Source organism: Rahnella sp. PD12R (assembly GCF_019200965.1).
Lineage (GTDB): Bacteria > Pseudomonadota > Gammaproteobacteria > Enterobacterales > Enterobacteriaceae > Rahnella > Rahnella laticis.
Window position 1 is genome coordinate 169262 of the sequence record NZ_JAHTMS010000009.1, and the last position, 21107, is coordinate 190368.

Genomic DNA, 21107 nt, shown 5'->3' on the forward strand with positions numbered 1-21107 from the left:
CACTCTTGTCACACCATAAAGAGGACAAAGAGATCCGAGATGATGACACCTCCAAAGGCTGAAAAACGCCCGCAAACTCTGAGCGTACACGGCGATGACCGTGTCGATAATTACTACTGGCTGCGTGACGATGACCGCGCCGATCCTCAGGTTCTGGCGTATCTGACGGCAGAAAACGAATACACCGATCAGGTTATGCAGCCCCATCAGGCGCTGCGTGAAACGCTTTACGGGGAAATGGTCGCGCGTATTGCGCAGCAGGATCACTCCGTTCCTTATGTCAAACACGGCTACCGTTATCAGACCCGCTACGAGCCGGGCAACGAATACGCGATTTATCTGCGTCAGCCCGTCACCGAACATGAAAAATGGCAAACGCTGATCGACGGAAATGAACGCGCCAGCGACGGCGAGTTTTATACGCTGGGCGGTTTAGACATCAGCCCGGACAATAAACTGATGGCCGTGGCCGAAGATTTCCTGTCCCGCCGCCAGTACGACATTCGCATTAAAAAGCTGGATGATGAAACCTGGACTGACGACCTGCTGAAAAACACGTCCGGCAGCAGCGAGTGGGCAAACGATTCTCAGACGCTGTATTACGTCCGTAAGCACAAGAAAACGTTACTGCCGTATCAGGTTTATCGCCACGTTGTTGGCACGGATCCGAAGACGGACAAACTGGTTTACGAAGAAAAAGACGACACGTTTTACGTCGGGCTGGATAAAACCACGTCAGAAAAATACATCCTCATCCACCTGGACAGCACCACGACGTCCGAGATCCTGCTGCTGGATGCCGATGATCCGCAGGCGACGCCGGAAGTGTTCCTGTCGCGCCGTAAAGATCATGAGTACGCGCTCGATCATTATCTGGGCAATTTCTATATCCGTTCGAACAAAGACGGTAAAAACTTCGGTCTGTATAAAAGCGAAAACGGCACCGAAGCGCAGTGGCAGACGCTGATTGCACCACGCATTGAAGTAATGCTCGAAGGTTTTAGTTTATTCCGCGACTGGCTGGTGGTGGAAGAACGCCATCAGGGACTGACGCAGCTGCGCCAGATCCACTGGACCAGCGGTGAGGAAAAATCACTGGCATTTGATGACCCGACGTACACCACCTGGCTGGCGTACAACCCGGAACCGGATACGTCGTTGCTGCGTTACGGCTACTCGTCGATGACCATGCCAAGTTCGCTCTTTGAGCTGGATCTCGACACGCATGATCGTACGTTGCTCAAACAGCAGGAAGTGAAAGATTTTGATGCGACGAATTACCGCAGCGAACGCGTCTGGGTCACAGCGCGCGACGGCGTAAAAGTCCCGGTTTCACTGGTTTACCGCCGTGAATTGTTCAAGCCAAACACCAATCCGTTACTGGTTTACGGCTACGGCTCTTACGGCAGCAGCATGGATCCGGCGTTCAGCGGCAGTCGCCTGAGCCTTCTCGACAGAGGATTTGTTTTCGCACTGGCCCATATCCGTGGCGGCGCAGAACTGGGCCAGCAATGGTATGACGACGGCAAACTGTTTAACAAACTCAACACGTTCCACGATTTCATCGATGTGACAAAAGAACTGGTGGCTGAAGGTTACGGCGACGCAGGGCAGGTTTACGCGATGGGCGGCAGCGCCGGTGGTTTGCTGATGGGCGCGGTGATTAATCAGGCTCCCGATTTGTTCCACGGCATCGTTGCGCAGGTTCCTTTTGTCGACGTTGTCACCACCATGCTCGATGAGTCTATTCCGCTGACGACCGGCGAGTATGACGAGTGGGGTAATCCTAACGACAAAGCGTATTACGACTATATGTTGCAATACAGCCCTTATGATCAGGTGCGTGCGCAGGCTTATCCGCACATGCTGGTGACTACCGGTTTGCATGATTCACAGGTGCAGTACTGGGAACCGGCGAAGTGGGTGGCGAAACTGCGTGATGTCAAAACTGACGACAATCAGCTGCTGATGCACACGGATATGGATTCCGGCCACGGTGGTAAATCTGGCCGCTTCAAGGCTTACGAAGATATCGCGCTGGAATATGCCTTTGTTCTGTCGCTGGCAGCGAAGAACTGATATCGCTTTCGCTAATGAGTTTCTGCCATAAAAAAACCCGCATTCAGCGGGTTTATTCTACGAAGTAATTTTATCAGGCAGCTGCTTTCTTGGCTTTTTTCTCAGCCTTCTTCTCAGCAGGGGTCTTCAGTGGCTTTTTCTTCGCATTTTTTTTGCTATCCATTCCTTTACTCATAATCGCCTCTCTTTAAAGCTGGTGGATTGGGTTGCTCTGCTATTTACTGCCTATTTCGTGTCAGTTGCAAGCAGCTTTGCACGTTTTTCTTCTGTCATCTTCGCAGTTTTCGTTTCGCGGGCAGTCAGCCTGCAGGCGAAATTGCGTGTTAAGTATGCGAACAGCATATGAAATAACGATTTTTGGTCATTACAACTTGTCGTGGCGGAACCGATGCGCTGTTATTAACAGGCGAGCACATCAATCAATACACTGGCCGAATAGAACAGGAAATGTCATGCCAAAATTAAAAGGGTTGTATCCGCCTCTGGAAGCGTATGCCAGCGGCATGCTTGATACGGGCGATGGACACCAGATTTACTGGGAACGCAGCGGAAACCCGGAAGGTAAACCAGCGGTATTTCTACACGGCGGGCCGGGCGGGGGCTGCTCATCGGTTCACCGGCAACTTTTTGATCCCAATGATTATGACGTCATGCTGTTTGACCAGCGTGGTTGCGGGCGTTCAAAACCTCACGCCAGTCTCGACAACAACACGACCTGGCATCTGGTCGAAGACATTGAACGCCTGCGTAAATTAGCGGGTGTCGAAAAATGGCTGGTGTTTGGCGGTTCGTGGGGATCAACGCTCGCACTGGCTTATGCCGAAACGCATCCGGAACATGTCAGTGAACTGGTTCTGCGCGGTATTTTTACGCTGCGTAAACAGGAACTCACCTGGTATTACCAGGATGGCGCATCCCGTTTCTTCCCTGAAAAATGGCAGCGTATTTTGTCGATTTTAGATGATGAAGAACGCAAGGATGTCATAGCCGCTTATCGTGCACGTCTTACCTCGGCAGATCGCGCCGTTCAGCTGGAAGCCGCGAAAATCTGGAGCCTGTGGGAAGGGGAGACTGTGACGCTTCTGCCTGCGGAAGGTTCGTCATCTTTCGGCGAGGATAACTTTGCGCTGGCGTTTGCCCGCATCGAAAACCATTACTTTACGCATCTTGGTTTTCTGGACAGCGACGATCAGCTTTTGCGCAATGTGGAACGCATCCGCCACATTCCCGCCGTTATTGTCCATGGGCGCTACGATATGGCCTGTCAGGTGCAAAACGCCTGGGATCTGGCACAGATCTGGCCGGAAGCGGAACTGCACATCATCGAAGGGGCAGGGCATTCGTTTGACGAGCCTGGGATCCTCGATCAATTGATCCGTACTAACCAGCGTTTCGCCGCCCGGCGTTAACGGCTTCTGTGCTCCCGTTTACCCGCAAAGCCGTCGCTTATTTTTGCTTCGGTTCGTAAGGTAAACGGGAGAATTTATGTGATTCCCCGCGATAAAACATGACCCGTTCACGGAAGTAAGTGCGCAAATGCGCCGGCTGCTCGCGTTCCGCCATCTCAGCTACAACGGGCATATTGTAACGTTCCTTAAAAGCGACGGCTGACGCGGCGAGATCGACGTTAATGCGGTCCATCTCGTCTTTGCTGATTTCGGCCAGATTGATGCTCATTGTTGTTTCCTGCTAAACCATTTCGCCGCATTGTACCCGACACTCTGCGCAGGGTGAATGTTGTCTTTAGAATTTTATTATCCCCCGTGTTGTTGGCGCGATTCCCTGGTGTTAATGAGTAAATAAGAATTATTCCCGAAATCTAAGTGATAATTATATTCAACTGAAAGATTAAAGCAGGATATTTAAATAAGAATGATTCTTTTTAATAACATTCTTTATGTTAATGATTATCATTAATGTATATTTTTATGAAAATAAACTTCATTTAATTCAACGTGTTAATTTATATTGTTGCCTGCATGATTAATAATGTGAATCGGGTGTTTTTATTTTGTATTGATGCGGGCATAATGCGTGTAAATAACCCCATTCATCTGCCTTAATTTATTTTATGGAGCCGCATCATGCTTAAAAAAGAAATGATCGACCAGCTGAACGAACAGCTGAACCTCGAGTTTTACTCTGCCAATTTATATTTGCAGATGAGTGCATGGTGCAGCGATAAAGGCTACGAAGGCGCAGCGGCGTTCCTGAAACAGCACTCCATGGAAGAAATGGATCACATGCATCGCCTGTTCAAATACGTCAGCGATACCGGCGCATTACCTTTGCTGGGTGCGATTGCTGCTCCTCCGGTGGCGTTTGAATCTCTGACCGATTTGTTCAAACAAACCTATGAGCATGAGCAACTGATCACCCAGAAAATCAACGAACTGGCCGATTTGTCCATGACGCTGAAAGACTATTCTTCTTTCAACTTCCTGCAATGGTACGTTGCTGAACAGCATGAAGAAGAAACGTTGTTCAAATCCGTTCTCGATAAACTGGCTCTGGTCAGCAACACTGGTAACGGCCTGTTCTTCGTGGATAAAGACCTGAAGAACATGGTGGCACAGGCTCCGGCAGGCTAATTTTCCTGTCGTTGTGGTTCAAAAAAACGCAGAGTGCTCAGGCCTCTGCGTTTTTTTATGTTTTTTTGACAAACGTTTTGGAGCGGTTTGCGATAAAGTGACGGCGTTATAAATTCATCGTTAAGCAAGCCAAGGAATTATCGTGTTCAAAAAAACCACTTCTCTTTGCCGTGCACTGGCAGTCTCAGCTGTTTTGCTGGGCGGATTTATCTCACAGCAGGCTTCTGCCCACGCACACCTGAAAACAGAAACGCCCGCCGCCGACACCGTTGTCACCGTCAGCCCGTCCGAATTGTCACTGGGTTTTAGCGAAGGTATCGAACCTAATTTCAGCAAAATTACGCTGACCGATGCAGATAAGAATACCGTTAAAGCCGGCGCTATGACGCTCGCCGCGAATGACAAAACTCAGGCGGTTCTCCCGCTTCCGGAAACGCTGAAGCCGGGTAAATACCTGGTAACGTGGAGCGTTGTCTCCGTTGATGGTCATAAAACACACGGTCAGTACAGTTTCACCGTTAAATAAACGATGAGCCTGACTGCCATGTTTGTCCTGTGCCGGTTTGTCCACTTTGCTTCACTGATGCAAATTTTTGGGTTGAGCGTCTTTTGCTCCTTACTGGCACCGCAGGGCTTTTCTGCCGTATTGCTGCGTAAAAATCAGTCTGTGATGATGTGGTCTGGCATTCTGGCGGCGGTGACGTCGGTGGGAATGCTCGCAATTCAGGCCGCGCTGATGGGGAATGGCTGGGGTGACGGGCTGAACCTGAACGTCTGGCTGCTGGTGCTCACTACGTCCTTTGGTGACGTCTGGCGGTGGCATCTGTTACTGACGGCAGCATTATTGCTGGTCATGCTGATGGACTGGTTGCCGGGACGCAACGTGATCATCTTTTTGTGCGCCCTCGGTTTACTGATGAGTCAGGCGCTGATCGGCCATGCGGCGATGCATGACGGCGCGCTGGGGCTGTTACACCGAACTAATCATGTCGTGCATCTGCTCAGCGCGGCTTACTGGTTCGGATGCTTATACCCGCTGCTGACCTGCATGTTATATACGCGACAACCTGCGACGCGCCCTTATGCGATTGCCACGCTTATCCGGTTTTCGGTCTGGGGCCACGCCGCCGTCGCGCTGGTTATCCTGACCGGCATTCTGAATACCGCGATTATTTTGCAGCGCTGGCCGGTCGATATGACCTCGCTTTATCAGCGTCTTCTCGTCATCAAAGTGGCGCTGGTCGGGATCATGTGCGGCGTCGCCATTTTCAACCGTTACCGGCTTGTGCCGTTAATGGGTAAACAGCCGGAGCTGGCCCAGCGCCGTTTCATCATGATGACGTGGCTCGAATGGGGGCTGGCGTTATTGGTTTTACTGGCGGTGAGCTGGTTTGCAACCCTTGCGCCGGGCTGAAAAGCATGAAGAATTTACTATTTACTGAGGAAGAATCATGAGGAAAACACTGTTCGCCTGTGTGTTGCTAACCTTATCTGCCAGCAGTTTTGCGGCGCCGCAGGTCGAAACGATCAGCCGCCTGCAATATGGCAAGGCCTGGGCATTCACGCGTGAAGAAGTCATGCTGCAATGCCGTCCCGGTAACGCGCTGTATGTCATTAACGACAGCACACTGGCGCAATATCCTCTGAACGACGTCGCTAAAGAGCAGGTTAAAAACCGCCAGGTTCAGGCCGTGCCATTGGAGAAAATCTGGCTAGACGACCCGGCTAATCCGGGGCAAAAAATGAGCCTCGCGCCGTTTATCGCCAAAGCCGAGACACTTTGCTGAATCGCCGTGCAGCCGGTAACCGCCTGATGTTAATCCCATTTTTTGCGTATGTTGTCACACAATGAGAATAATACATCATTGTTATTATCACTATGTTTCAAACTGGGTGGAAAATAGTCAGGCCTCGGCTACTCTTTAAGTTGTACGGCTTAACCGCCTGCATTAATGCCAACTTTTAGCGCACGGCTCTCTCCCAAGAGCCATTTCCCTAGACCGAATATAGGAATCGTATTCGGTCTTTTTTTTGCCTGTTTTTCATAACAATCACTTATAGTAAAAACAATCACTTAGGCTGTTTTCACTTACCCTCAATCTTACTCATTTGGATTCTCCATCGCCATTTTATCGCCACTGATTTGAGCCAGCGGATTCAGGTGGATAGCGTCTTCAAGGTGATCCGGAGCAAAGTGCGCGTATCGCATAGTGACCCGGATATCTGAGTGCCCGAGGATGCGTTGCAACACGATGATGTTGCCACCAGCCATCATGAAATGACTGGCGAACGTATGCCGGAGAACATGCGTCATCTGACCTTCCGGCAGCTCGATGCCGGCCAGCCTGATCACCCGATAAAACTGCTTATAGCAGGGCGAGAAGGACGCGCCTTTACGGGCGATCAGTTCGTCATAGAGGGGGCGGGCGAGGGGAACGGTACGGTTCTTTTTACCTTTGGTATTGATGAAAGTGAGTTTAAAGGGGGAAATCTGCGAGCTTTTGATTTTTGCCGCCTCGTTCCAGCGTGCGCCGGTCGATAGGCAGACTTTGACGATTAGCGTTAATTCGTCATTTCCATGCTGTTCACATGCCGCCATGAGCAGCAGAATTTGTTCCTGAGTCAGCCATGCCATTTCACGTTCCGGCTGGTCGAATTCGCGGATATTTTCCAGCGGGTTAGGTAATGACCATTCTCCCAGGCGTTTCAGCTCATTGAACACCGCCCGTAAAAAAGCGTGTTCGCAGTTCACCGTGCCGGTGGAAACTTTACGGGTTGCCAGGCTGGTACTGTAGCCGTTATCAATCTCACCTCGCAGCCGCTGATCACGATAGTGTGCCCAGTCCTTCGGGGTAATCATGCTGGCTATTGGGTCACCCAGTCCCGCGCTGATAATCTTCAGTTTGCCCAGTCGCCCCTTTTTATCATTCAGAGAGCAGCCGTGCAGGCTGTACCAGAGATCGACCAGTTCGCTCAGCTTCCGCCGGTCTTCTTTCTCACCCAGCCAGGGTTTGTTCTTCGCCTGTTCCATGGTGTAAGTCTCAAATGAAACGGCTTCTCCCTTTGAATCGAACTGCCTGCGGCATCGCTTACCTTCACGTCCGTTCGGGTAGCACTCACACAGCCATTTGCCTGTAGACAGCTTTCTTACACTCATCACATTCTCCTTTTTGAGAATGTGAATTTTACTGTATATAAAACCAGTGTAAATGTTTGATTTAGTCAGTCGTATACATGCAATGGCAGCAACCGGTCTATTTGTCTAAGCAGTATCTTTTGGAAAGGTTGCGGCGGAAATCGTGAAATTTTGATTCCAGATTGTTAAGATTGGTCTTAACAGTTTGCTTTCACTATAAGGACTTAATGATGAAGTTTGTTCTGGGATTTGCTGTTTTGGTGCTTCCGTTTGCCGCGAGTGCTGCATTTGTTAACCCGATGGAATTCGACGGTTCCGAAGCGCAGAAACAAGAAGTTATTGAATACATCAAGGCGAAGGTAAAGGCGGATTACTGTGATGGTGCCGTTGATATGTGCCAACCAACAACGCTTCGAATGATGGAAAAGCAAAATCTGACCGCTTTTAAGAATCTGACCAAAGTCAAAAATAAAGAAATACTGAATAAGGTAATCGGGGATTATTGTGAAGGTGCGTTTGATATGTGCACTTATGCGACTCTGGATATGATGTACAAACAAAATCTGAAAGCCAGCGGTGAACAACTTAGCTGGTAATCATTAAAACAAGAAACCCGCCATTGGCGGGTTTCTTGTTTTAATGCATCTGCAAAGATTGTTGCTGATGCTTATCCGGATGCAACTGAACCGCGTGGACGGTGCCTGGTTCAACAATGATGTCGGCGATCGATTCATGCGTTTTGAACGTACAGCTGCAATTGATATTCTGACACTGGTGGTAACGTTCTTTAGTATTGATGCTCAGATAACGGCTGGAACGGGCGTGTGCGGCGTGCTGGCATTTCGGGCAGTGCATCATAACAATCACCATGTAATCATTTTAATCAGTTGCGGTCATTGTATGTTATGGCTGGAAACATACATCTGATATTACAGTGATTTACATATCTTTTTCAGCGTCTTACTCTGCGTATGTCTGGATTATGATTAAGGATTATTTATGCTGATTTATGACGTCTTTGGCCGGTTTCTTGGCGTTAAAAAAACACCGGATGGCTGGCAGGTGTTCCGTGCTGACATGGCCGAAAGAAAGTTTTCTAGGCTCTATGACATCATCATTCCCGATGATATGACCGAGGCTGAAATTCCTGGCTGGCTCGGCGATATATTTCATGAAGCTGCTAGTGAACTCCATCCTGACGTCAAACGGGTCGAATGATCAGCTTTCCGTCGCCTCATAACTCACATCCGACAACAACACCTCCAGATTTAACGTCGTCACAAACCCGCTGCCGCCCAGGCTGTGCGTCACCTTACTGATTATCCAGGGCTGCGCGTCGATCACAGATTTAAATCCGGACACGGCCACCGGCGTCTCAGGGAATAAATCAGCGCGCCCGCGAGCTAGGGAGATCGAGAACTCCGCGACACCGCGCTGGAGTTTGTCCCACTTTGCCTGGGCTGCCCGCATGGCGGCCTTTTGCGTAGCGTAGATGGTAGTGAGGGTAAACACATTGTCTTCGCTGCCCGCCAGGTAATCGCCTTCCTTTGCCTCCGGTGTTTTCTTCACCTTCGCGCTGACCTTCCTGGCCTTCGGATGTTGCAGGGCGCGCAGGTACTGCACTTTCGGTTTCCGCTGCACCTTCACCTTTTTCGGTTTCGGGTCTTTGGTATGCAGCCAGCTTGCCGACACGCCGGTATACGCCCCACGGTCAGCAATATTAAACGTGTGCCCGTCGCCGTCGCTGCGGACAATCGTCATCTGCGGGATAGGCTTCCCGCTGGCCGTCTTTGCCGCCCCTGGTTTGATAAACAGCAGATTGCCGGCCTTGATGGCGACAACCGCGCCGTTCAGCTCCGCCAGGCGGGTAATAAACTTCGCGTCGGTTTCCTGCGTCTGGTCGATATGAGACACCGGCACGCCCCTGAAAGGTTCAGCAATTGCGGGCTTTAGGTTGTTGCGCGCCGCCACGGCAGACACCACCGCCTCCAGCGTCGTATCGTGATACGAGTTGTCGCGGCGGGAATTCAGGCTGCCGCGATAGTCTGCACTGCGGGCGCGGATAGTCAGCGTGTCCGGCGTTCCGCGATGCTCCACCTCATCCACGGTAAAGTCGCCCTTGTTCGTCAGTGCCTGGCCTTTCCAGCCCAGCGCGATATTAATCACCGCACCGCGTGGCGGCATATCCAGCAGGCCGTCGGTGTCGCTCAGCGCGATATCGAGCTGGTCAGCCTCAAAGCCGCGGTTATCCGTGAGCGTCAGCGAAATCAGCCGGTTGCTGACGTCCTGGGTGATGTCTTTGCCGCCGACGGTCACCGTGAAATCCGGTGCAAACTGCGCACCGGCACCGATGGTCATATCCGTAATCACAGCARRCCTCCTAACTGACCGGTTAAACCACYAGCCTGATCCAGCAACCCGTCGGCCTGGGCTTTCATGTCGCCGAACATCGCCGCCAGGGATTCATCSACGCGGGTCAGCGTCAGCGTGAATTCAATCCGGCGGGCGGCACCGTTGGAAAAATGYTCCGTGTGGGTTTCGCTSACGCTGTTCACCACGAACATCCCGTAAATGGTGCCRCTGCCTTCCAGCAACGGCCACGCCTTGCCTTCGTCAGCCATCAGGTTCAGTGCGAGCAGTGACAACTTCCCGCCGGTGATTTCCGGCATCAGTACGCCGGACAGGGTAATTTTCTCCTCATTCACCCCGAGGAACTGCGGCAGCGGRCGCAGGCCGACGCGGTTGTTTACCGGCCAGCGGTAAWCGACATCGCGCTGCAAACTTTGGTAAGGGACGGTYTGCAACTGAAACACAAACARCCCGAGCGTTAACATCATGCGGSRYTCTCCTTAATCGTTATCCATGCGGGAACGYTGCTGYGCRRCGCGGGCGCGGTCACGGGCTTCCAGCTCGGCGCGGATCTGGCGRCTGGTATCCTGGRCACCCAAACCGGCACCGGCGGCAATRGTGTAATTGTGYGTGCTGCGGTCGATRTAGCTGCGCCCGCCGCCGACGGACACCGGYGYATAACCGCCRCCCAGCAGGCCGCCAGGCGGTGGCGTGACCGGCGCGGGRTTRTCCAGCGGATGCGCTTGCGGATCYGCATCGCYRTTTTGTTTCGTGCGCCGGTCAGCTTTGTCKGCTGCYTTATCAATGTCTGCGGATTCATCCTTGATGATGCCGAGCTTCTCCAGCAGCCAGACCACGCTGYYACGCAGCTTATTCGCCACCTGYAACGGKGCGGTCAGKGCGTTAGCGACCAGRTGACCRAACGACACSCCCGCATCTTTACAACTGTTCAGCGTTTCCTGSGTGGATTTMACCGGYTSRATCAGGTCTTTGAACCACTGCCACAAGACTTTGAGCTTGTCCCCAAGCCAGTCAAACACCGGCTKGAGCGGCGCAAACATCTCTTTTACCGGTTCGAACGCAATCCCYARGCCTTCAATGACGCCCGCAAAGAAGGCGCTGATCGGCTCCCAGTAYTTACGGATAAGCAGGGCACCGGCGACAATCGCCACGCCAATCGCSACWATYGGCAGCGTAAGCCCGCCGATCAYCGTCGCAATCGCACCGCCYACSGTGCCGAGGATTGTCCAGAGCACACCGGCAGCGGCGACRATCAGATTRATGCCGCTRATMACCGGACCGGCYACCAGGCCAAACACGCCGAGCGCGCCGATAATCAGCAGCGCACCGCCYGCCACCTTGCCGAGSGTCGCCGCCAGGGCTTTATTGTTCACAATCCACTTATCCAGTTTCAGCACGTAGCCGGTGGCGGTCTGCACCAGRTTGCGCAGKGAWGARTCCTGCTGATCGAACAGGTCAGTSCCGACKGCCTCATARGCWGACTGAAATTCCTTAAAGTCGCCGCCCAGGTTGTCCTGCATSAYCGCCACCAGCGCCTCGGTTTTRCCGTCYGAKGTTTTSARTGCCTGRSTRAGTTTGTCKAGYTTGCCSGAYGWYGCRYCKTCCATCAGCACCRWCGCCGCCGAGCTGGCCTCCTCGCCAAAGAYGGCCTTCATGTACTGCGCYYGCTGYGYATCMCCGAGYTTGTTTTTCKCAAAGCTCTTTTGCATTTCCTTCAGGATGGTAAACARCGGGCGCATGTTGCCTTTGCTGTCCGCCGTCTTCACCTTCAGCTCACCGAGYGCGGCGGCGGCGGTGCCCGTCGGTGCCTGYAAGCGGGTAATGACMGCRCGSSYRCCKGTGCCCGCCATYGAGCCGGTGATTTTGGCATCSGCCAGSGCGGCGGCCATCGCKGCSGTTTCTTCGACGCTGATACCGGCCTGYTTTGCCACCGGYGCGGCRTAGGTCATGGTGTCTGACAGRCCKTCAAAGGTGGCGGCAGACTTATTCATGGCCGTKGAAAGCACRTCACCGATGTGTGACACSGTGTCATTCGTCATGCCAAACGCGGATTTCACGCCCATCAGCAGGGTGGCGTTCTCCTCCATGGTGCGCTTATTCGCCAGGGACAGATTCAGGATGGTCGGCGTCGCCGCCAGAATGCCGTCTTTGTCCGCACCGGATTTGGCRACGATGATTTGCGCGGCGGCAGCATCGTCAGCAGAGGCGGCGGTGTTGTCGCCGAGCTGCCGCGCCTGGGTGYGCAGCGCGGTCATGTCGGCGGAGTCTTTTTCCAGGCCAAGCGTCGCCTGGAGYTCTGAGTTTTTCAGCGCAAAGTCATAGCCGGGCTTGAGCATCCCGGCACCGGCTACCGTGCCCGCCGTCGCWATSSCRACACCSGCMGCMCCYGCKCCGGTCACGCTACCGGCSARYTGTTTACCGGWCTGRTAMCGSCCTTTGACCGCGTTGAGTTTGGCCTGCTGCGCGCTSACSCGTGCCAGGGATTCRCGCTGSCGGTTGAGCTGCGCGGTGGTTTCACTGATRGAGGTTTTCAGGCGGCGTTCWGAYTCRGAMARSGTGCGGGTGCTGATGCCCGCCTGGGTRAGTTCSGTGCGCTGACGCTGCACCGACTGCCGCAGCCCGTTGAACTGGGTCTGCAACTGCGCGGCGGTRCGCTTCGCGGACTCCATSGCCTGCGCCTGGGCACGGGTCGGGTTGGCGGTGTTTTTCAACTGGATAGCCAGCGCCGCCGCTTCCGCTTTGGCRTCTTTGAGTTTCTGGCTGGTTACACCCAGCTGTGCGCTGGATTTSCTGAAACCGTCAATCTTTCCGGCCTGGGCGTTCAGGTCTTTGAGSGYGKTYTGKGARTTKYKRATRTCKCCGGACAGCGCCTTRCTGGCGTTCTCCACCGATTTAAACGGGCGGGTCGCCTGGTCAACCGCCTTTAACAGCACCTCTACTTTTAAATTACTCACTGTCGGCTCCGCTGCGCTGCATGGCCTTATGACGCCACGCGCAAAGCTCGGTCAGCGTCATCRGGTTCAKTTCTGACGGCGGCCAGTGAAARATCACCGCGATRTCCGCCATCAGGTCATCGACCGTCAGGGTCGGGGGAAGTTTTACTGTTCCGATTTCGGCGATAAAAAACCAATCACCTTACCCGCCAGGGCAATCAGGTCGGGCAGGTTCAGGCTTTTGCASTCCTGGGCGGTCAGGTTCGGGGCGGTAATGCGCGGCAGRATKACGGTCAGCGCGTCAACGTCGGCATTCGCCAGCGCCGCCAGGCCAATGCCGCGCAGGTGTCCAGCATTGGGTTTAATGACTTCAACCTGGTTAATCAGCGTGTCGCCGCGTTTGATCGGTTCTTCCAGGATGACGATGTTTTCATTGTGTTCTGACATAGCGGTGTCTCTTATTCAAAGGGAAGTTTTCGCGCCGGAGTCCGGCGCGGGGTACGGGTTACAGGCCGATGTTTTTGCGGTGTTCCGCCACGCGGTCAACGCCGCCGACGATTTCCACCATGTTCACGGTATCGACTTCAATCATGTCTTTGCCGTCAATCACCAGCTTGAAATAGGTGCATTGCGTGGTGATTTTGGTTTCGGTGTCTTCGCCCTGTTTGTACTCGCCGAAATCCATTTCCTTGTGGCGTCCGCGCATCGTGACTTCCACGGCGGAGGTTTCGCCGGTGTCGTCGCGCTGGAAGGAACCGGCAAAGCGCAGCGGTACGGCATCGACCGCGCCCCACTGCTGCAACACCAGTTCATCCAGCCCGCCCACCGTCCACTCAAAGCTCAGCGCATCGTCGTCCAGGCCGAAATCAATGGCGGCGGAACCGGTCATGCCGCCGCCGCGATAGTTCTCCAGCTTGCGAGTCAGCTTTGGCAGCGTCAGCGCGCTGACCATGCCGAGGTAGCTGTTCCCGTCGTTAAACAGGTTCAGGTATTTCAGTTTCTTAGGCAGTGCCATGGTTTAGCGCCTCTTAGCTGTTGATGGCCGTGGCGAACGTCGCCAGGTACTGATCGGTGATGCGCTGACGCAGGGTTAAATCTTCCAGCGGCGGCACCGGCGTATAGTCGTAATCAATGAACAGCTTGCCCGCTTTCAGGGTTTCGACGGTGTTAGCCTCCGCGTCGTACCAGCAGGTGCCGTCGATGATCAGACCGGCGGTTTTCATTTCGCGCAGTTTGGCGTTGATGCCCGCAATCATGTCTTTGATAAGCGTCGGGGTCATTGGCCTGTCCATTGCCCACAGGTGCGCTTCGGCCATGGTGTCCGCCAGCACCTGCGCGGTGCGGGTGTAGTTCTCAAACAGGAAAAGCGGATCGTCAGAGCAGGTGCGCTGCCCCCAGAACTTAAAGCCGCCTTTGCGGATAAGCGTGGTAACGCACGCCTGATTCAGTAGGTCGGCGTCGGTGCCGGTGGTTTGCAAATCCCAGTAGACGCTGGCAGACAGGCCAGTCACGCCGTTGATGCCGACGTTGGACAGAGTTTTATGCCAGCCGGTTTCGGTGTCGATTTTGGCACGCAGGCCGAGGGCATAGGCGGTGGCGGGCGCGATGTCGCTGGCGTTCGTGGTGGTGTTCCAGGCGACGAAATCCGGCCAGATGACCATCAGCTCACGCTGGCTGAAATTCTCGCGGTACTTGATGGCATCGGACACGGTCTTGCAGCCGTAGGCGCTGACATAGCCGAAGGCGCGCAGCTGCTGACAAACGGCACCCAGCGCCGTCGCGACCTCCAGATTATCCAGCCCCGGCACGCCGAGAATGCGCGGCTTCACACCGAGTTCAGTCTGAGCAGACAGCAGGGCTTTCATGCCGGTATACATGCCGGTGGCGTCGGTGCCGCCGATGATGTTCGAGGTGGTTTCCGCCTCGGTGTCACCTTCCGCCACGCGCACAACAACGACAACGGGTTTCGCCTGGTTGGCAATTGCCATCAGTGAGGCGCGGAGTGTGCCGGTTTTACCGGCCTTGCCGGCGGCGGTCAGTACGTTGGTGATAAGCACCGGCGTATCGAGCGGGAACGCGTCGGCGTCCGCATCATCGCTGGTGCAGACCATCCCGATGATGGCGGTGGAAACGGTGGAGATAACGCGGGTGCCGTCATTGATTTCAACAACGCGCACACCGTGATGATAATCAGCCATGGTGTTTTTTCCTGTGATTGGGGTGAGGTCAATCATCGCGTGTTGTGTACGCGCAGGCACGGCGGGCGGGGTGTGTGGGGAATGGCACAACGTGGTGAAGGCCAGATACAAAAAAGCCCCTCGTGGGGGCAGTGGTCAATAGAATTGAAAAGCGGGGGAGTTAATTCTCCAACCCTAATTTTTCAGCCAGCCGGTGCAAAGCGCAAACGGATATCACACCCTCAGCGGCTTGTGAAAATGCCGCCCAGTTTGCCGCGATAAATCCCGCAACCATCTCCGCTTCTTCCTGGTTTAATTCCATTTCATCCTCCTAAAAAGTCTGGGGATATCCTTAGACATATGCGGGATATGTTCAAATAGTTACTACTGATCAATTATCCGTAATTGATCGTTTTCAGCGATCAATTTACTCAGGTACAGCAGGCCAGTCGATATCCGGCGCAGCGGATAAATCCAGGCGATTCAGCGCAACTCGGAATTTCTTCCAGGCTTTCAGGCTCGCCAGTTCCTCGTCGGTGGCGTCGTCAACATCAACCGCATCCTGTAGCGGAGCAATGGCGTCGGCGGCCTGGCTGAGCAACGTATTTTTTTGCTGCGCGGCGACTTCAATCGCAGGCTGTACAAATTTCACGAACTCGCCGTTTGCATAGCTGTAAGGGTGTTCACTGACATCTTCCGGCAGCGCTTCGCGGCTGATTTCGTAAATGCTCACGCCTTCAGATAGGGTGAGAAAGTTTGGGTTATCCGACCAGGTAGAAATAAATCCGTCAGCACCAACGGCAATGAAACAGTTTTCGCCCTGCCATTTTTCATCTCGCAGTTTGTACCAGTCCTGACCCGTTTCATCTTCGAAATACATCACGGGCAGGGGAATGCCTTCCTCTAACACCTGCTTAGAAATTTTGATATTTTTAAATGTGATCATCTTAGTTACCCACCTGACGCCAGCTTCCACTGGCCGTTCTAATCATTAATGCGCGGTAGTATTTCCCCATCATTCGGCAGTCGCCCATATCCGAGCGGATATTTAACCCCGTCATGAAACAACCGGTAGGCGCTTCCCAGTTCTGTTGCGCCGTCCATCCCGCATTCTCCAGCGCCTGGCTGCCGCGCTGCACGTCATAAATAAAGCGAGAGTCCGACCAGGCGCTGGTTGCTAAATAAACCAGCGCATTATTTGATGCACGCCTCATGTAAGGGGCATTTGGGTTATCAGCCTCGAGGCCAACATAGGTGATCCAATCACGGCGAGCATACCCTGACAAATCTTGCTGCGGCGGCGGGAAATTGGTGGTGTATACCTCTCCCATATCAGAAGCATCTACCTGAATTTTGACCTTAGAACCCGTCCAGCCGATATAGACTTTATTGCTCTGCATACCGGCACCGCCGCCTTGCTGAACGGCGGCAAAGTTCCCGACATTCCCCAGCCCGACATTCGAGTTGGTGAGGTTGATGTCTTTGGTGCCGTCAAAGGCTACACCGGCAATCTTCCTGGCGGTGGCGAGTTTGGACGCTGCCACGGCCGTCCCGCCCGCCGGTAACGCGCCGACGTCAGCCGGTGTCGGTTTGTTGGCCTGACAGTAAATTTCATTCCAGGCAGACCATGGACCATCGACACCGTTCCACGCCCCGGTCATAGAGCGGGTGAATTGCCGCCCGTTGTTATTGAAAGCAATTTGCTGCGTCGCATTCGGACCCCAGGTAACGAAAATCACGCCGACAAAATTATTTATCGGATAGCCTTTTTCCGTGGTCGCCGCAGCAGCACCTGGCACGCCGTAATGCCCAAACATACTGCTGCCGCGCAAGGTGTTCGGGGTATCCGTTGCGGTTAAGTTGGTGCGGATTTTAAAGGCCGTGGCAATTTCATCAGACAGCGCCTTTTCACTGGCGGCGCTCTGCGTTGCCGTCCATGCGCCTACGTCTGCGGCCGTCGGTTTATTGTTGGTGCCATACAGAGCAACCCATGGGCGCCATGGTCCATCCTTCCCGTTCCAGTTGGAAGAAAGCCCGCGCACCCAGATGTTGCACGTATCAAAAGTAATAAACATCTGCTGGCAGCCGTAAGCGCTGCCGGTAACAAACAGCGTGCCCGCTTTGGCCTCGGGGTAATTTCTGTCTGCCGTCGCGGATGCGTTGGCGGACTGGTGATAGATCGCCGCCTGAACAGCCGTCAGACTAAATCCCACGGTGTTCAGGTCAGTTGAGCCGAGGGCAGAGTTTGCGGCAACAGAACCGACGGTGCTGGATTGCACCCAGTCACTCCATGGACCATCTGTCCCGTTCCAGACGTTGCTCGATGCGCGCTGCCAACATTTACCGGAAAGGTGTTCGGTGTAACGCTGGATCACGCCGTTAGTGTAGGTACCCGGAAACACTTCCAAAATACCGGCCAGCATTGCAGGGTAGCCGTTGGCTACCGTTGCCTGCGTAGGGGATGTCTGCGAATAAATGCCGAACTTGTCACGCCCAAACGTGTTGATATTGGTGTTGCCGAGATTGGTAGACGATAGTGGCATCCCTCCCACGTCCACCGCCGTCAGAGTTTGGTCTGCGCTTAACGCCTTACCGTTAATTTTGCGCGTGGAAGGTACGCGGGTATTGGCGTTGTCGTTGGCAGCCTTCACCGCTTTTGGCGTGGCGGCCAGCGCTTCGCTGGTACTGCTGACCGAGCTGCTCAGCTGAACAAATCCCTTTGCCGCCGTTGTGCCGTCAGGATGATTGCGCGATTTCTCATGCGCGGCCAGCAGGTCATTCACATACTGCTCAGTAGCCATAATCACCGAGTCGTCGATCAGCAAGCTGATTGCCTCGGTGTTGCTGACCGCAATCACCATGCGCAACGTCTGCGTGCGGCCTGACCCCTCCGCAAGCGTCGGTTTATAGGTGTCCGCCATGTTGCAGACGGCAATCAGCGCGCCGTCGCTGCTGAACAACCCCATTTCGCGCATCCAGAAGCCGCCGACGCTGGCAGACAGCACCGCTTCGGCAATGACCCAGTTTCCGTGCGACGGGTCAAGCTTCAATGAGTTGAGCGGCGTGCGGTAGACCTCTTTCACCAGTTTGGTCTGTGAGGCAACAGGCGTTGTTGCCTTGCCGTTGCCGTCGCCGACGGCCAGCTTAGTGATGTTGATGTCAGTCCCCGCCGCAATGGCCGCCGCGATGCGCGCCTGGCCGAGCGTGGTGACAACGGATTTAAATGTGCTCATATCGTCCTCTTATGCGGGGTAAACGGTCAGCAGCTCGCCGACGTACTGCGCTGCGCCAATGTAAACGTCGCCTTTAATATCCTGGGTGATGGTCAGCCCGATCAGGTGGCGGCTTGCGGGTTTGGCGTCGGCAATCAGCCGCTCCATCTCTAAATACATTTCTTCGGTGATGCCGGTTTCCAGCACGCCGATGTCCAGGCGAAACGTTCCTGGTTCGTCGTTGGTTTCCCACCACTCGGTCACGTTAATCAGGTAGCCGAGCGGCTCCACCACGCGGCGAATAGCACCAATGGTTCCCTTGTGGCAGTGAATGAACCAGGCCGACTGAATCACGCGCCGCTTAGTGGCAACCGGCCAGTGTTCATCCCAGCGGTCAACCGACAGCGCCCAGGCCAGATAGGGCAAGAACTTCACCGGACAGGCCAGCGGATCCCAGAGCTGCCGCAGCGGCACCGGCACGTTTTCAAGCGCGGCGCAGGCGTCGGCGGCGGCCACCTCCAGCGCGGATGAACCGACGGGCAGCAGGCGATCACTCATCGTAGCCACCCACTTTTAAGGTGTAGGCGGTGCAGAATGACGCCTGGGTTTTATCCAGCTCGATGTCGGCCTTCGGGCTTTTCAGCTCCACCCGCTGGACGCCCTCAACGTGCAGCGCGGCGTAAATGGCCGACAGCCGGATGTCGCGGCCTAGCCGGTGCTGCGCGGTGGTGTATGCGATAAGCTTCGCCTCGGCGGCTTCGCGAATGGGTTCGGCTTCGGGACCAGGGAACAGATACAGCACGGCATCAATGGTGTAATTCACGACGGTGGCTGACTGGACGGTCACGCGGTCGGCCACGGGGCGCACGTTTTCATCGTTGAGCGCGGCCTGTACTTTCGCCAGAAGGTCGGCGGGCGCGGTGCCGTTGCCGGTCTGTGCCAGTACGGAAATCGTCACGCAGGCGGGCGACGGACTGATCACCGAAATATCCGCCACGCGCCCGTCGGCAGAGCGCCCGTGATACTCATACGCGCCGACCGGACCCGCCACGCTCAGCCCTTCAAACGCCTGCTGCGCGCGGATACGCAAATCGGCATCGCTTTCCATCACCGCCGCCACGGCGGGCACGCTGACCGTATCCGCAGGGGTGATCGTCAGGCGTTGTACGCTGAACGTCGCCGCGATGTTGTCGAGGTCTGCGTCGGTGGCGTAGGCCAGCATCACGGCCTGCGCCGCCTCGTTAACCCGCTGACGCAGGATCACTTCGCGGTAGGCGTTTTCCTCCAGCAACTTAACAATCGGCTCAGACTCCAGCGTCAGCGTGCGGGCGATGGCGGCCTGCTGGTCTTCGGGGTAAAGCGACGCCAGCGTGGCTTTGCGCTCGGCCAGCAGAATTTCATAATCCAGTACCTCCACCACGTCGGGGGCGGGTAACTGGCTCAGGTCGATAGTTGCCATAATTCAGCTCACTGGAAGGGTTAAGGAGATGGCGGCGGACGTGTCTTTGCGGATGCCGGTGAGTTCAACCACCGCTTTCCCGTCGAACGTCGTTTCAAAGGTGATGCCGGTGAGGCTGACGCGCGGCTCCCACTTAAGGATCGCGCTGTAACAGGCCGCCATGATTTGCAGCCGCAGCGCGGCATTCTGCGGGCGGTCAGTCAGTTCAGACAGCAGTGAACCATAGTCACGGCGCATGACGCGGGAACCGACGGGCGTGCGCAAAATGTCGCTGACCGACTGCTGGATGTGCGCCAGGTCTTCGACTGCGCGCCCGGACACGCGCGCCATGCCGATGTATTTTGCGTTACTCATGACGGCACCTGTGTTTGACCGCCGCCCGTCTGGACACCGCCGTGTTTATGGGTATGCACAACCACGCCGTTTGATGTGATGCTGCCGCCGCTGTGTGTGAGGTTGCCGGTCATGGTGCCCCCCTGTTTAATTTCGATAGTGCCGGTGGTGAGTTTTTTCGTGCAGACCACCTCCGGTGTGTCGAGCGTGATACGGGTTTTCGCCGTGCAGGTGATCAGCGGGGCGGTGACAGCCACCTTATCGGCAGCGTTCACCGTTGCACACTGGATACCGGTTGCCAGCAGCGCGCCGGTTTTGGGTTCGTACTCGATCACCGCACCGTCCGGGAAAGTGATGTGCATGGCATCGGCTGACGCCGATGGCGCAGGGAATTCATCAGAGAAAACGCCGGGCATCACAAAGGCGGTGTCGAGTTCACCGCCCAGGCAGAACAATAAAACCTGCTCACCGGCGGATGGTGCCCACCAGGAACGCGAGCGCCCTGCGCGGGAGGTCAGCCAGTGCAGCCTGTCGGTGATATTGCCGCCGGTGCTCACGCGACAGGTGCCCGCAACTAAATCCACCTCGGCAACGGTGCCAATGCGGATCAGATTGCGCAGCAGGCGCGGAATGTCGTGTTTGGGAATGGATGTATTCATGGATAAAAGAATGCCGCCCTGTCAGGCGGCATACAATTTGAGGCAGGTTGATGGCGGGTGGCACAACGTGGGGATCACTGACTGAGGAGTATTAGCTCAAACTTGAGCTGTCTCAGCTCGTAGGTAGAACATCATCAAATCTGACAGCTTGGTTTGAG

25 protein-coding genes are annotated in these 21107 nt (G+C 54.9%); 8 read left to right on the forward strand and 17 right to left on the reverse strand.

The window, feature by feature from the left end:
- Positions 1 to 39: 39 nt before the first annotated feature.
- Complete coding sequence (locus tag KWG64_RS18330; protein ID WP_218522709.1) at positions 40 to 2079, forward strand: S9 family peptidase; 2040 nt, start codon at positions 40 to 42, stop codon at positions 2077 to 2079.
- 452 nt (positions 2080 to 2531) lie between these two features.
- The gene (pip, locus tag KWG64_RS18335; RefSeq protein ID WP_195822895.1) at positions 2532 to 3488 is read left to right on the forward strand and encodes a prolyl aminopeptidase; all 957 of its coding nucleotides are present in this window, start codon (positions 2532 to 2534) and stop codon (positions 3486 to 3488) included.
- A gap of 37 nt (positions 3489 to 3525) precedes the next feature.
- Here pip and KWG64_RS18340 read toward each other — a convergent pair whose 3' ends face one another.
- Positions 3526 to 3756 carry a DNA polymerase III subunit theta gene (locus KWG64_RS18340; RefSeq protein WP_152325660.1) on the reverse strand — a complete coding sequence of 77 codons (231 nt, stop codon included), beginning with the start codon at positions 3754 to 3756 and terminating at the stop codon, positions 3526 to 3528.
- A gap of 407 nt (positions 3757 to 4163) precedes the next feature.
- Between KWG64_RS18340 and ftnA the strand changes: the two genes are divergently transcribed.
- The 4 genes from ftnA to KWG64_RS18360 all read left to right on the forward strand — a co-directional run bounded on the left by ftnA (position 4164) and on the right by KWG64_RS18360 (position 6457).
- Positions 4164 to 4670, forward strand: coding sequence for a non-heme ferritin (gene ftnA, locus KWG64_RS18345; RefSeq protein ID WP_104922633.1), 507 nt, complete (start codon positions 4164 to 4166; stop codon positions 4668 to 4670).
- Positions 4671 to 4809: 139 nt separating this feature from the next.
- Positions 4810 to 5196, forward strand: coding sequence for a copper homeostasis periplasmic binding protein CopC (copC, locus tag KWG64_RS18350; RefSeq protein WP_370530261.1), 387 nt, complete (start codon positions 4810 to 4812; stop codon positions 5194 to 5196).
- A 3-nt stretch (positions 5197 to 5199) separates the two neighbouring features.
- Positions 5200 to 6084: a copper homeostasis membrane protein CopD gene (gene copD / locus KWG64_RS18355; protein WP_218522710.1), complete on the forward strand. Its 885-nt coding sequence runs from the start codon at positions 5200 to 5202 to the stop codon at positions 6082 to 6084.
- A 37-nt stretch (positions 6085 to 6121) separates the two neighbouring features.
- Positions 6122 to 6457 (forward strand): YebY family protein, encoded by a 336-nt coding sequence (locus KWG64_RS18360; protein ID WP_218522711.1) that lies wholly within the window; start codon positions 6122 to 6124, stop codon positions 6455 to 6457.
- Positions 6458 to 6771: 314 nt separating this feature from the next.
- On the opposite strand, the gene KWG64_RS18365 is transcribed toward KWG64_RS18360, so the two are convergent.
- Complete coding sequence (locus KWG64_RS18365; RefSeq protein WP_218522712.1) at positions 6772 to 7827, reverse strand: tyrosine-type recombinase/integrase; 1056 nt, start codon at positions 7825 to 7827, stop codon at positions 6772 to 6774.
- Between the two features lie 206 nt (positions 7828 to 8033).
- Between KWG64_RS18365 and KWG64_RS18370 the strand changes: the two genes are divergently transcribed.
- On the forward strand, positions 8034 to 8402 hold the full coding sequence (locus KWG64_RS18370; RefSeq protein WP_255562222.1) for a hypothetical protein: 369 nt from the start codon (positions 8034 to 8036) through the stop codon (positions 8400 to 8402).
- A 40-nt stretch (positions 8403 to 8442) separates the two neighbouring features.
- On the opposite strand, the gene KWG64_RS18375 is transcribed toward KWG64_RS18370, so the two are convergent.
- Positions 8443 to 8664 (reverse strand): DNA-binding transcriptional regulator, encoded by a 222-nt coding sequence (locus KWG64_RS18375; RefSeq protein WP_013573939.1) that lies wholly within the window; start codon positions 8662 to 8664, stop codon positions 8443 to 8445.
- Positions 8665 to 8805: 141 nt separating this feature from the next.
- Between KWG64_RS18375 and KWG64_RS18380 the strand changes: the two genes are divergently transcribed.
- Entirely contained in the window at positions 8806 to 9024 is a 219-nt protein-coding gene (locus KWG64_RS18380; RefSeq protein WP_218522713.1) for a hypothetical protein, read from the forward strand.
- Here the strand turns inward: KWG64_RS18380 and KWG64_RS18385 are convergent, their stop codons facing one another.
- The 14 genes from KWG64_RS18385 to KWG64_RS18450 all read right to left on the reverse strand — a co-directional run bounded on the left by KWG64_RS18385 (position 9025) and on the right by KWG64_RS18450 (position 20949).
- Complete coding sequence (locus KWG64_RS18385; RefSeq protein ID WP_370628721.1) at positions 9025 to 10164, reverse strand: phage late control D family protein; 1140 nt, start codon at positions 10162 to 10164, stop codon at positions 9025 to 9027.
- Between the two features lie 8 nt (positions 10165 to 10172).
- Positions 10173 to 10643 (reverse strand): phage tail protein, encoded by a 471-nt coding sequence (locus KWG64_RS18390; RefSeq protein WP_218522715.1) that lies wholly within the window; start codon positions 10641 to 10643, stop codon positions 10173 to 10175.
- A 12-nt stretch (positions 10644 to 10655) separates the two neighbouring features.
- Positions 10656 to 13130 carry a phage tail tape measure protein gene (locus KWG64_RS18395; protein ID WP_218522716.1) on the reverse strand — a complete coding sequence of 825 codons (2475 nt, stop codon included), beginning with the start codon at positions 13128 to 13130 and terminating at the stop codon, positions 10656 to 10658.
- Complete coding sequence (locus KWG64_RS18400; RefSeq protein WP_218522717.1) at positions 13123 to 13242, reverse strand: GpE family phage tail protein; 120 nt, start codon at positions 13240 to 13242, stop codon at positions 13123 to 13125. Before KWG64_RS18400 ends, KWG64_RS18395 begins: the two co-directional genes overlap by 8 nt.
- A gap of 32 nt (positions 13243 to 13274) precedes the next feature.
- Positions 13275 to 13556 carry a phage tail assembly protein gene (locus KWG64_RS18405; RefSeq protein ID WP_218522718.1) on the reverse strand — a complete coding sequence of 94 codons (282 nt, stop codon included), beginning with the start codon at positions 13554 to 13556 and terminating at the stop codon, positions 13275 to 13277.
- A 58-nt stretch (positions 13557 to 13614) separates the two neighbouring features.
- Positions 13615 to 14124, reverse strand: a complete 510-nt coding sequence (locus KWG64_RS18410) for a phage major tail tube protein (RefSeq protein ID WP_217152439.1) — start codon at positions 14122 to 14124, stop codon at positions 13615 to 13617.
- Between the two features lie 13 nt (positions 14125 to 14137).
- Positions 14138 to 15307, reverse strand: a complete 1170-nt coding sequence (locus KWG64_RS18415) for a phage tail sheath protein (protein WP_218522719.1) — start codon at positions 15305 to 15307, stop codon at positions 14138 to 14140.
- A 160-nt stretch (positions 15308 to 15467) separates the two neighbouring features.
- Positions 15468 to 15608: a hypothetical protein gene (locus tag KWG64_RS18420; RefSeq protein ID WP_167457458.1), complete on the reverse strand. Its 141-nt coding sequence runs from the start codon at positions 15606 to 15608 to the stop codon at positions 15468 to 15470.
- A gap of 105 nt (positions 15609 to 15713) precedes the next feature.
- A complete protein-coding gene (locus KWG64_RS18425) occupies positions 15714 to 16232 on the reverse strand; it encodes a tail fiber assembly protein (RefSeq protein WP_112168787.1) in 519 nt (172 codons plus the stop codon).
- A 1-nt stretch (position 16233) separates the two neighbouring features.
- The gene (locus KWG64_RS18430; protein WP_218522720.1) at positions 16234 to 18519 is read right to left on the reverse strand and encodes a phage tail protein; all 2286 of its coding nucleotides are present in this window, start codon (positions 18517 to 18519) and stop codon (positions 16234 to 16236) included.
- A gap of 9 nt (positions 18520 to 18528) precedes the next feature.
- Entirely contained in the window at positions 18529 to 19056 is a 528-nt protein-coding gene (locus KWG64_RS18435; protein WP_218522721.1) for a phage tail protein I, read from the reverse strand.
- A complete protein-coding gene (locus KWG64_RS18440) occupies positions 19049 to 19957 on the reverse strand; it encodes a baseplate assembly protein (protein WP_218522722.1) in 909 nt (302 codons plus the stop codon). Before KWG64_RS18440 ends, KWG64_RS18435 begins: the two co-directional genes overlap by 8 nt.
- Before the next feature lie 3 nt (positions 19958 to 19960).
- Positions 19961 to 20311, reverse strand: coding sequence for a GPW/gp25 family protein (locus tag KWG64_RS18445; protein WP_218522723.1), 351 nt, complete (start codon positions 20309 to 20311; stop codon positions 19961 to 19963).
- A complete protein-coding gene (locus tag KWG64_RS18450) occupies positions 20308 to 20949 on the reverse strand; it encodes a phage baseplate assembly protein V (protein WP_218522724.1) in 642 nt (213 codons plus the stop codon). The genes KWG64_RS18445 and KWG64_RS18450 overlap by 4 nt, the downstream gene beginning before the upstream one ends.
- Positions 20950 to 21107 lie beyond the last annotated feature (158 nt).

What these genes read in the sequence shown, in the direction of transcription:
- KWG64_RS18340 (WP_152325660.1), bottom strand. Translation starts at nt 3,756, where the DNA reads ATGAGCATCAATCTGGCCGAAATCAGCAAAGACGAGATGGACCGCATT.
- KWG64_RS18420 (WP_167457458.1), bottom strand. Translation starts at nt 15,608, where the DNA reads ATGGAATTAAACCAGGAAGAAGCGGAGATGGTTGCGGGATTTATCGCG.
- KWG64_RS18450 (WP_218522724.1), bottom strand. Translation starts at nt 20,949, where the DNA reads ATGAATACATCCATTCCCAAACACGACATTCCGCGCCTGCTGCGCAAT.
- KWG64_RS18380 (WP_218522713.1), top strand. Translation starts at nt 8,806, where the DNA reads ATGCTGATTTATGACGTCTTTGGCCGGTTTCTTGGCGTTAAAAAAACA.
- KWG64_RS18410 (WP_217152439.1), bottom strand. Translation starts at nt 14,124, where the DNA reads ATGGCACTGCCTAAGAAACTGAAATACCTGAACCTGTTTAACGACGGG.
- KWG64_RS18330 (WP_218522709.1), top strand. Translation starts at nt 40, where the DNA reads ATGATGACACCTCCAAAGGCTGAAAAACGCCCGCAAACTCTGAGCGTA.
- KWG64_RS18415 (WP_218522719.1), bottom strand. Translation starts at nt 15,307, where the DNA reads ATGGCTGATTATCATCACGGTGTGCGCGTTGTTGAAATCAATGACGGC.
- pip (WP_195822895.1), top strand. Translation starts at nt 2,532, where the DNA reads ATGCCAAAATTAAAAGGGTTGTATCCGCCTCTGGAAGCGTATGCCAGC.
- KWG64_RS18370 (WP_255562222.1), top strand. Translation starts at nt 8,034, where the DNA reads ATGATGAAGTTTGTTCTGGGATTTGCTGTTTTGGTGCTTCCGTTTGCC.
- KWG64_RS18365 (WP_218522712.1), bottom strand. Translation starts at nt 7,827, where the DNA reads ATGAGTGTAAGAAAGCTGTCTACAGGCAAATGGCTGTGTGAGTGCTAC.
- KWG64_RS18360 (WP_218522711.1), top strand. Translation starts at nt 6,122, where the DNA reads ATGAGGAAAACACTGTTCGCCTGTGTGTTGCTAACCTTATCTGCCAGC.
- ftnA (WP_104922633.1), top strand. Translation starts at nt 4,164, where the DNA reads ATGCTTAAAAAAGAAATGATCGACCAGCTGAACGAACAGCTGAACCTC.
- KWG64_RS18385 (WP_370628721.1), bottom strand. Translation starts at nt 10,164, where the DNA reads ATGACCATCGGTGCCGGTGCGCAGTTTGCACCGGATTTCACGGTGACC.
- KWG64_RS18435 (WP_218522721.1), bottom strand. Translation starts at nt 19,056, where the DNA reads ATGAGTGATCGCCTGCTGCCCGTCGGTTCATCCGCGCTGGAGGTGGCC.
- KWG64_RS18430 (WP_218522720.1), bottom strand. Translation starts at nt 18,519, where the DNA reads ATGAGCACATTTAAATCCGTTGTCACCACGCTCGGCCAGGCGCGCATC.
- KWG64_RS18425 (WP_112168787.1), bottom strand. Translation starts at nt 16,232, where the DNA reads ATGATCACATTTAAAAATATCAAAATTTCTAAGCAGGTGTTAGAGGAA.
- KWG64_RS18440 (WP_218522722.1), bottom strand. Translation starts at nt 19,957, where the DNA reads ATGGCAACTATCGACCTGAGCCAGTTACCCGCCCCCGACGTGGTGGAG.
- KWG64_RS18445 (WP_218522723.1), bottom strand. Translation starts at nt 20,311, where the DNA reads ATGAGTAACGCAAAATACATCGGCATGGCGCGCGTGTCCGGGCGCGCA.
- copD (WP_218522710.1), top strand. Translation starts at nt 5,200, where the DNA reads ATGAGCCTGACTGCCATGTTTGTCCTGTGCCGGTTTGTCCACTTTGCT.
- KWG64_RS18375 (WP_013573939.1), bottom strand. Translation starts at nt 8,664, where the DNA reads ATGATGCACTGCCCGAAATGCCAGCACGCCGCACACGCCCGTTCCAGC.